This is a genomic window from Marivirga sp. (genome assembly GCF_024636815.1).
Classification (GTDB): domain Bacteria; phylum Bacteroidota; class Bacteroidia; order Cytophagales; family Cyclobacteriaceae; genus Marivirga.
On sequence record NZ_JAGXGF010000032.1, the window covers coordinates 1 to 7,617 of the forward strand.

The following is a 7,617-nucleotide window of genomic DNA, read 5'->3' on the forward strand; positions in this document are numbered from 1 at the left end:
GAGCGAGCATTCTTTTTCACCTGAGAGTCAAATGATGTCATTCGGTTATAAGCCGGAATTATCAGAAGGGGCAATCAAATGTCCAATTTTTCAGACTTCAACCTTTGCTTTTAAGAAAGCAGAAGACGGTAAAGCATTTTTTGAAGTTGCTTACGGAAAGCGTGAAAAAACTGATGAGGAAGAGTTAGGTTTGATTTATAGCCGATTAAATAATCCTAATTTACAAATAACTGAAGATAGATTATGTCTTTGGGATGGAGCAGAAGATGCTGCTATATTCGAAAGTGGAATGGGAGCTATCAGTAGTATGTTGATGGAGTTCTTGAATCCTGGTGATGTGCTTTTACATTCTGTACCCGTTTATGGAGGAACAGATCATTTCATCAATCATGTTTTACCAAAATGGGGAATTCAATCAATAGGAGTGAACCCTTATCAGGATAAAGCCGAGGTAATGCAAGAAATTGAAGCAAGTGGAATGAAGGATAGAATCGGTTTTATTTATCTGGAAACCCCTGCTAACCCAACCAATGCATTAGTGGATATAGGGATGTTCAGAGAAATCGCTAACGAATTACAGACTGAGGAGGAACCTATTTACATAGGTGTTGATAATACCTATATGGGCCCAGTTTGGCAACATCCATTGCAATTAGGCGCTGATTTGGTAATCTATTCTGCTACAAAATATATTGGTGGGCATAGTGATCTAGTGGCTGGCGCATGCTTAGGGGCAGCTGGTTTGATAAAAAGAGTAAAAGGTTTTAGAACTTTTATGGGAAATATGGCGGGTCCACATACAGGCTGGTTGTTAATGAGAAGTTTGGAAACGTTAAAGATTCGAATGGAAAAACAAGCCGCAAATGCTGAAGAAGTTGCTAATTTCTTAAATACTCATCCTAAGGTGGAGAAAGTTTATTATTTAGGGAATTTAAAACCTGAAGACGGGCGCCAATACGAAATTTTCAAAAAGCAGTGCAGTTCTAATGGTGCTATGTTGGCTTTTGATATCCAGGGAGGAGAAAAAGAAGCCTTCAAATTCTTAAACAGTACAAAATTGATAAAACTTGCTGTAAGTTTAGGGAGTACAGAATCTCTAGCGGAACACCCAGCCACTATGACACACTCAGATGTCAATGAAGAATTAAGAAATAAAATCAACATTACTTCAAGCCTAGTGAGAATTTCAGTGGGAGTGGAGGATGCAAAAGATTTAATTTGGGATATTGAGCAGGCCTTAGAGAAAGTTTAATTGTAAAGCATCAAGAATAGTGTTGACCTTTCTGTCAATTGTATATTGTCAACTGCGTACTAATCTCTGGAGCTAGCTCTATCACCAAAAAAACTATAATATTTTTTTCATTTAGATTTATTTTTAAAAATAAACCCCTACCTTTGCGCGCTCATTTGGGAGATGGCTAAATTATTTCAACAGTAAAAGCCAATTTTGAGCGCATGAAGCAATATTTTAAATTATTTGATCTTTCACAAAAAGTAGATTACAAAACTGAGGTCCTTTCGGGGGTGACAGTTGCGATGGCTTTAATTCCTGAAGCTGTTGCTTTTGCATTTGTGGCTGGGTTATCTCCTTTAACTGGTTTATATGCTGCTTTTGTAATGGGATTAGTGACCGCTATTTTAGGCGGTCGCCCCGGAATGATATCAGGAGCTACTGGAGCTATAGCCGTAGTTATCGTAGCTTTAGCCCAAAAGTATGGTATTGAATATGTTTTAGCAGCAGTAATTCTTTCAGGCTTAATTCAAGTAGCGGCTGGATTTTTGAAGTTAGGTAAGTTTATGCGCCTAGTTCCACACCCAGTGATTTTTGGATTTGTGAATGGATTGGCTGTCATTATTTTTACTTCACAACTGGCTCAATTTAAAGATGCATCAGGCAATTGGTTAGCTGGTGAACCTTTATATATTTTATTAGCTTTGGTATTTGGTACTATGCTAATTGTTTGGGGCTTACCTAAATTAACTAAGGTAGTGCCTTCATCTCTTGTTGCGATATTAACAGTTTTTGGAGTAGTCGTTTACTTTGGAATCGATACCAAAACAGTAGGAGATGTTGCTTCCATAAAGGGTGGTTTTCCGCCTTTCCATCTTCCTAATATTCCATTAAAGTGGGAGACATTGATGATTATACTGCCTTACTCAGCTATAATGGCTGCCGTAGGTTTGATTGAGAGCCTTTTGACGCTTAATATTATTGATGAAATCACTGAAACCCGAGGGAGAGGAAATAAAGAAGCAGTAGCACAAGGCACTGCCAATATTCTGTCGGGTTTATTTTCCGGTATGGGTGGTTGTGCCATGTTGGGTCAAAGTTTAATTAATATCTCCAATGGAGCCAGGGCCAGATTATCAGGTATAGTAGCGGCAGTGATGTTGTTGGTCTTTATCATGTTTGGTTCTTCATATATTGAATTGGTTCCGATGGCAGCCCTAACTGGTTTGATGATCATGGTGGCTATCGGAACATTTGAGTGGGCTAGTTTGAAGACTCTGAATAAAATGACAAAATCAGATATTTTGGTGATGGTATTGGTGACTTTAGTGACTATTATCCTTCATAATTTAGCTTTAGCTGTAATAGTGGGAGTAATAATAGCGGCTTTGGTTTTTGCTTGGGACAATGCCAAAAGAATTCGTGCTAGAAAAAGTGTAGATGCTGAAGGTGTAAAGCATTATGAAATTTATGGCCCATTATTTTTTGGGTCAGTTGCGGCTTTCAATGATAAATTTGATGTGATGAACGATCCTGAAGAAGTAATAATTGATTTTCAGGAAAGTAGAGTTGTGGATATGTCAGCAATAGAAGCCTTAAATAAAATCACTGAAAGATATATGAAAGTTGGAAAGAAAGTGCATTTGAAACACTTAAGTTCTGATTGTAGAAAGTTGCTTAAGAATGCAGATAAAATAATTGATGTTAATGTAATAGAGGATCCTAATTACAAATTAGTGGTCGATAAAGTTTAGTGTTTAGTTTTTCATAGTGAGTAGTTTTGGTTTAGGTTAAGAAAGCCGGGTTTAACGATCCGGCTTTTCTTTTTGGTGCTCTTCATAAATAGAAATCTCTAGACCAAATAAAATCCCGATAAATACGAGACAAGTCTTGCTCGAAGGGGAGCGATGGAGGTCAAAACAGCGGGCCAGCCTTGGGTGTTGGGAGGTCTGCCAGCTTGCGGATTGTCTTGATTAAAGTATTTTTTTTGAGGTTTTTTTGCTGTAAAATTTTTATGAAATAACTTTTAAAGTTATAAAGAAGGGGTTTGATGCTAAATTAATTATCATGAGAAGCCTTCTTTTGACAAATTAAATTTAATAGAAGAGGAGCTTGAGGCTAGAGCACTAGAAAATCAATTTTTGATTTTCTAGTGCAAATATTATGGATATTAACTCTAAAAAAGCTTGCGCTTGCTGAAAACCTATTAGGCAATAATCACAGTCAAAAAAGATAGAAAGTTCATTTTTGATCTATTATCTGTTTTTAAGCAAGCCCTAGAATAGGTTTTATATTAAAAATTCCTGTTCGTAACCGCTTTTAATAATGGTTGATATCATTTTAAAACGACCATTTGCTTTTATATAATTAGATTTATGGGCGGGAATAATAATAGATTGGCCAATATTTAAAATGAAAGAATTACCATCTATTACAATTTCAGCCTGGCCATCAATGATTTGAGCATAGCTATCAAAAGGGGAGATCTTTTCTGCTTGGCCTTCACCAGTGTCGAAGGACATTACACTGATGCTCCCTGTTAGTTTTTTTAATATCGTTTGATTCACTACAGAATTAGGAAGATAATCTATTATTCCCACCGTAATATGTGTCACAGATTTTTTTAATTCATTAGTTTTCATAACTCTATTTGTTTTAACAAAAAAGGGCTGGATTTCCCAGCCCCTTTTTAATTAGAAACGTATGTTTAATCTTCTATTGTAAAGTCTTTCAAGCTAGTTCCTAGTCTATCCAAATCCCTTTTAAATTCAGCTCTGAATGACGACCAATTTTCTCTTGATTTAGGCTCGTATTCCGCCATTTTGATTTTAAGATCTTTATTTCTTTGTTCTAATACTACAATCTGTTTTTCATTATCTTCATTAAGTTCATTTTCGCTATTTTTTATTTTAGCATTAATCTCAGAAAGTTTTCTTTCATTTTCATTTATTTTTCTTTCTGCTTCTGCTCTGAACTGTTTTACTTCCTCAGCATATTCTTTCTGAGCTTCGTTTAAATCTTCCTTTGCCTCGTACACATCTTCTTTTGCGTTTTCCAGATTTTCCGATGATGAATCACAACTAGTAAATAATACTGTTGCACCCATGGCTAAAGTTACAGCCAGGGTTTTCACTACTTTGAATTTATTTTTTTTAGTTAGTATTTTCATTTGAGTTATATTAGATTTTCTACTTGAATTGTTAGTATACAAATATGGTGGCTGTTGCTGTATAAAGTATTACACCTTTATGCCTATGTATTGCACAAATCGCATGTTTACAATTGCAAGAATTTAAACACATAAGAATACTATGTCTTATCTTAGGAATTTCCCTCCTCCAATTACTCTTAAAAGCACTGCTATTACTGCAATGACAATAAGTATGTGAATTAATCCACCAGCGTTGAATCCAAGATAGCCAATAAGCCAAAGGATAATTAAAATTACTGCGATAATGTAAAGAATGTTGTTCATGTTTTTTTTATTTAAATAAAGTGTATCCTATTGTAGTTTGAAATAAAACGTTTTTGTATCTGGGTGTATCTGATGTTCCATTTCCATTATTATTTTGAACATCCCAAGCCATGCGTAATCCTATGATTATATTATCTACATTGATATCTATTCCGGCAATTACGCCAAGAATATTTTTTCTGATATTATCATTTCTAATTTCTTCCTCTTGAGCGGCTGTGCCAAAGCTACTTTCGAACTCATCTTTCTGTTTTATGAGAAAGGAATATTGAGGACCTGCAAGAATCGTTAAAAACTCTGTAGGCTTTAATGCGAATTGAAGTGGGATATCAATAAAGGAAGTGGTTCGGGTAAAACTATAATTACTTCCAAATAATGTTCCATTTCCTTTAAAACCTTTCTGTGAATATAAGACCTCTGGTTGAAATCCTAAAAAATCGCCTATTGGTATGTGTAAAAGCAGACCTCCCACAAATCCAAATTTGCCATCTGCATTAAATGACTCTTCATTAGCATCATAAACGTTTGAATAATTTAGTCCTGCTTTAATGCCTAATTTGAGATTTTCTTGAAAGGCGTAATCATCTTCTTGTGCCATTGCAAAACTTGAAAAAGTCATTGCGGCAGCAGCTATTGCTAATATTTTAAAGGTTCTCATTTTTTTATGTTTCTCAAAGGGATTAAGTATAAGTAAAGTTGGAAACTACAAGAGGAAATATGTTACATGTTTAGTATGTATGATTACATGATTCACACATTTATCTGCTTAAAATATTATATAAAAAAAAGGCAGGATTTTGATTTCCTGCCCCTTTTTACTCGGCTTTTTTTTAAGGCTTATTTTGCTTTTCATTATCAAATGGATTTATAATTAGGGTTCCGTTATAGCACTCCAATCTCCATTAATATTGAAATCATTATTATATATTGGTCTTTAGAAGCTTTACAATTTATTTTTTAAATGAGTTAATGTATTTTAAAAAGTGATTTTTAGCATATATCATGTATTATACTATTAATGTTTTGATAAAACAACTATATACTTTCAAGGGTTTTACTTCTACTATTCTTCATTTGTTTATAATAAGAAGGGCATAGACCTGTATTCTTTTTGAATTGATTGGAAAGGTGTGCTACACTACTATAATGCATCTTAAAGGAAATTTCTGAAAGAGTGAGCTCATCATATAGCAAGAATTCCTTTATTTTTTCAATTTTGTGGTTAATGATGAATTGTTGAATGGTAATCCCTTTTACCTCAGAAAAAATATTGGCTAAGTAGGTATAGTCATAACCCAATTTTTCACTTATATAACAAGAATAATTTTCTTTTGGTAATTCATTGGAATAATGAATCATTTCGATGACGACATTTTTTATTTTTTCAATAAGAATACTTTTTTTGTCGCTCATTAATTCTAGTCCTGATTTCATCAAATTTGTTTTTAGTTGTTCACATTGAGACTCAGTAATATCTTCTAGAATTTCCACAACGCCCAGATTTAATACAGCACAATGAAGACCCAGTTTATTTAACTCTTCCTTGACCACTAATTTGCATCGCAAACTGACCATGTATTTGATATATAGTTTTTTCATCATACTAACGTTTAATATATTTTTAAACTTTAGCCTACTTTAGGTTCATGTTTTTGTACGTAATTTTTTTAATTAAAACTGACTTTTTGGTGATTATTTTTTAATTTATTTGTTATTTATTATGAAAAATTGGTCTGTGATACATATGTGGTGATATGGAGTGGGTAAAAATAATTTCTAAAAAGAGAGCTTTATGGGTATTATTAAGATATTTAACCTATAGTAGTGTCAAAAATTTTGGTGTGTTAAATAAAACAAAGCTCATATGTGTAAGTAAAATACACTTAAATTATATTAAGTAATAATATTATAATAATTGAATTGTAATATTATAAAAAAAATACACTGCTAAATAATGATAGTAAGATTGGTATTTGCTGAAGAACTATGGTTTATAGATTTAATATGGAACAATTACTAATGACCTTTAAGTATTATCTTTTTTCAATTGGTACTATAATTTCGTGGTCTGATTTAATTGATAGATTCAGATATCTTGGCTAATACATTAAAATGACACACTTAGAAATTTGATTAATATTTGTTTATAATTGGGGGTGTTTTGATGATATGAAGGGGGTAAAAAAAATAGAAGTTGCTTTGGACAACTTCTATTTTAATAATTTGAATTAATTATAGCGTCTTATTGAGCAGGTTGTGTAACTGCATTTCCATCAAGTATAACAGCAGTTTGAGCTAAAGCACGACCATTCATTGATGCACCTGTTTGTAAAGTAACTCCAGTCATCGATAGGATAATTCCTTCAAAATGTGCTGTAGTTCCTAAAGTTGCCTGACCGGCTATTTGCCAATAAATATTTTTGGCTTGAGCGCCTCCTTCTAAAATAATGCTTGTAGCAGAACTCATAGTAAGGTCTTCTGCAATTTGGAAAATCCAAACATCAGTTGAACTTCCTGATATCGTAACATCCGAAGGGATAGTCACAGTATTAGTCCATTTATAAACACCAGATGTTAAAGTTTTTCCACCTATGTTACCTGCACCCAATTCTAAGAAGTCAGTTTCTGATCTTCCGGCAGCATTATTATAAGCTGTGATCATATTTTCTACCGCAGTAGTTAAATTCATAGGAGTAGGGTCTGCCATATCTGAGGCATAAACTTGTCCAGTAACCTGTGCAGAAGTTGCATATCCAGTATTATTGGTTAATGCTAATCCAGTAATATAAGAAGTTGCAGCAGGACTAAGACCTAAATCTCCAGTTATAGCTGACGTTCCACTATTATTGATAGCTGTTTTGGAAAGTATCACATAATTTCCAGCAGATCCAAGATCAATACCATCTATACC

At 33.6% G+C, this 7,617-nt stretch carries 8 protein-coding genes; 2 read left to right on the forward strand and 6 right to left on the reverse strand.

Features of this window, described 5'->3' with window-relative positions; translation table 11 throughout:
* The first annotated feature begins 31 nt into the window (after window positions 1-31).
* Together Q0L29_RS02760 and Q0L29_RS02765 are read left to right on the forward strand one after the other, a co-directional pair.
* Window positions 32-1,252 (forward strand): cystathionine gamma-synthase family protein, encoded by a 1,221-nt coding sequence (locus tag Q0L29_RS02760; protein WP_296618886.1) that lies wholly within the window; start codon window positions 32-34, stop codon window positions 1,250-1,252.
* Between the two features lie 203 nt (window positions 1,253-1,455).
* Window positions 1,456-2,985, forward strand: a complete 1,530-nt coding sequence (locus Q0L29_RS02765; RefSeq protein WP_296618874.1) for a SulP family inorganic anion transporter — start codon at window positions 1,456-1,458, stop codon at window positions 2,983-2,985.
* Between the two features lie 534 nt (window positions 2,986-3,519).
* Here Q0L29_RS02765 and Q0L29_RS02770 read toward each other — a convergent pair.
* The 6 genes from Q0L29_RS02770 to Q0L29_RS02795 form a co-directional block, all read right to left on the reverse strand.
* A complete protein-coding gene (locus Q0L29_RS02770) occupies window positions 3,520-3,873 on the reverse strand; it encodes a cupin domain-containing protein (RefSeq protein ID WP_296618876.1) in 354 nt (117 codons plus the stop codon).
* Window positions 3,874-3,938: 65 nt separating this feature from the next.
* Entirely contained in the window at window positions 3,939-4,400 is a 462-nt protein-coding gene (locus tag Q0L29_RS02775) for a hypothetical protein (protein ID WP_296618878.1), read from the reverse strand.
* A gap of 147 nt (window positions 4,401-4,547) precedes the next feature.
* The gene (locus tag Q0L29_RS02780) at window positions 4,548-4,706 is read right to left on the reverse strand and encodes a lmo0937 family membrane protein (protein ID WP_296618879.1); all 159 of its coding nucleotides are present in this window, start codon (window positions 4,704-4,706) and stop codon (window positions 4,548-4,550) included.
* 7 nt (window positions 4,707-4,713) lie between these two features.
* Window positions 4,714-5,364 carry a porin family protein gene (locus Q0L29_RS02785; protein ID WP_296618880.1) on the reverse strand — a complete coding sequence of 217 codons (651 nt, stop codon included), beginning with the start codon at window positions 5,362-5,364 and terminating at the stop codon, window positions 4,714-4,716.
* A gap of 377 nt (window positions 5,365-5,741) precedes the next feature.
* Window positions 5,742-6,308: an AraC family transcriptional regulator gene (locus Q0L29_RS02790; protein WP_296618883.1), complete on the reverse strand. Its 567-nt coding sequence runs from the start codon at window positions 6,306-6,308 to the stop codon at window positions 5,742-5,744.
* Between the two features lie 640 nt (window positions 6,309-6,948).
* Window positions 6,949-7,617, reverse strand: a 669-nt coding sequence (locus Q0L29_RS02795) for an ice-binding family protein (protein WP_296618884.1), incomplete at its 5' end; no start/stop codon positions are given.

Bases quoted from the DNA above. Each gene is read 5' to 3' on its own strand.
- Q0L29_RS02760 (WP_296618886.1), top strand. From the start codon at position 32: ATGATGTCATTCGGTTATAAGCCGGAATTATCAGAAGGGGCAATCAAA.
- Q0L29_RS02765 (WP_296618874.1), top strand. From the start codon at position 1,456: ATGAAGCAATATTTTAAATTATTTGATCTTTCACAAAAAGTAGATTAC.
- Q0L29_RS02770 (WP_296618876.1), bottom strand. From the start codon at position 3,873: ATGAAAACTAATGAATTAAAAAAATCTGTGACACATATTACGGTGGGA.
- Q0L29_RS02775 (WP_296618878.1), bottom strand. From the start codon at position 4,400: ATGAAAATACTAACTAAAAAAAATAAATTCAAAGTAGTGAAAACCCTG.
- Q0L29_RS02780 (WP_296618879.1), bottom strand. From the start codon at position 4,706: ATGAACAACATTCTTTACATTATCGCAGTAATTTTAATTATCCTTTGG.
- Q0L29_RS02785 (WP_296618880.1), bottom strand. From the start codon at position 5,364: ATGAGAACCTTTAAAATATTAGCAATAGCTGCTGCCGCAATGACTTTT.
- Q0L29_RS02790 (WP_296618883.1), bottom strand. From the start codon at position 6,308: ATGATGAAAAAACTATATATCAAATACATGGTCAGTTTGCGATGCAAA.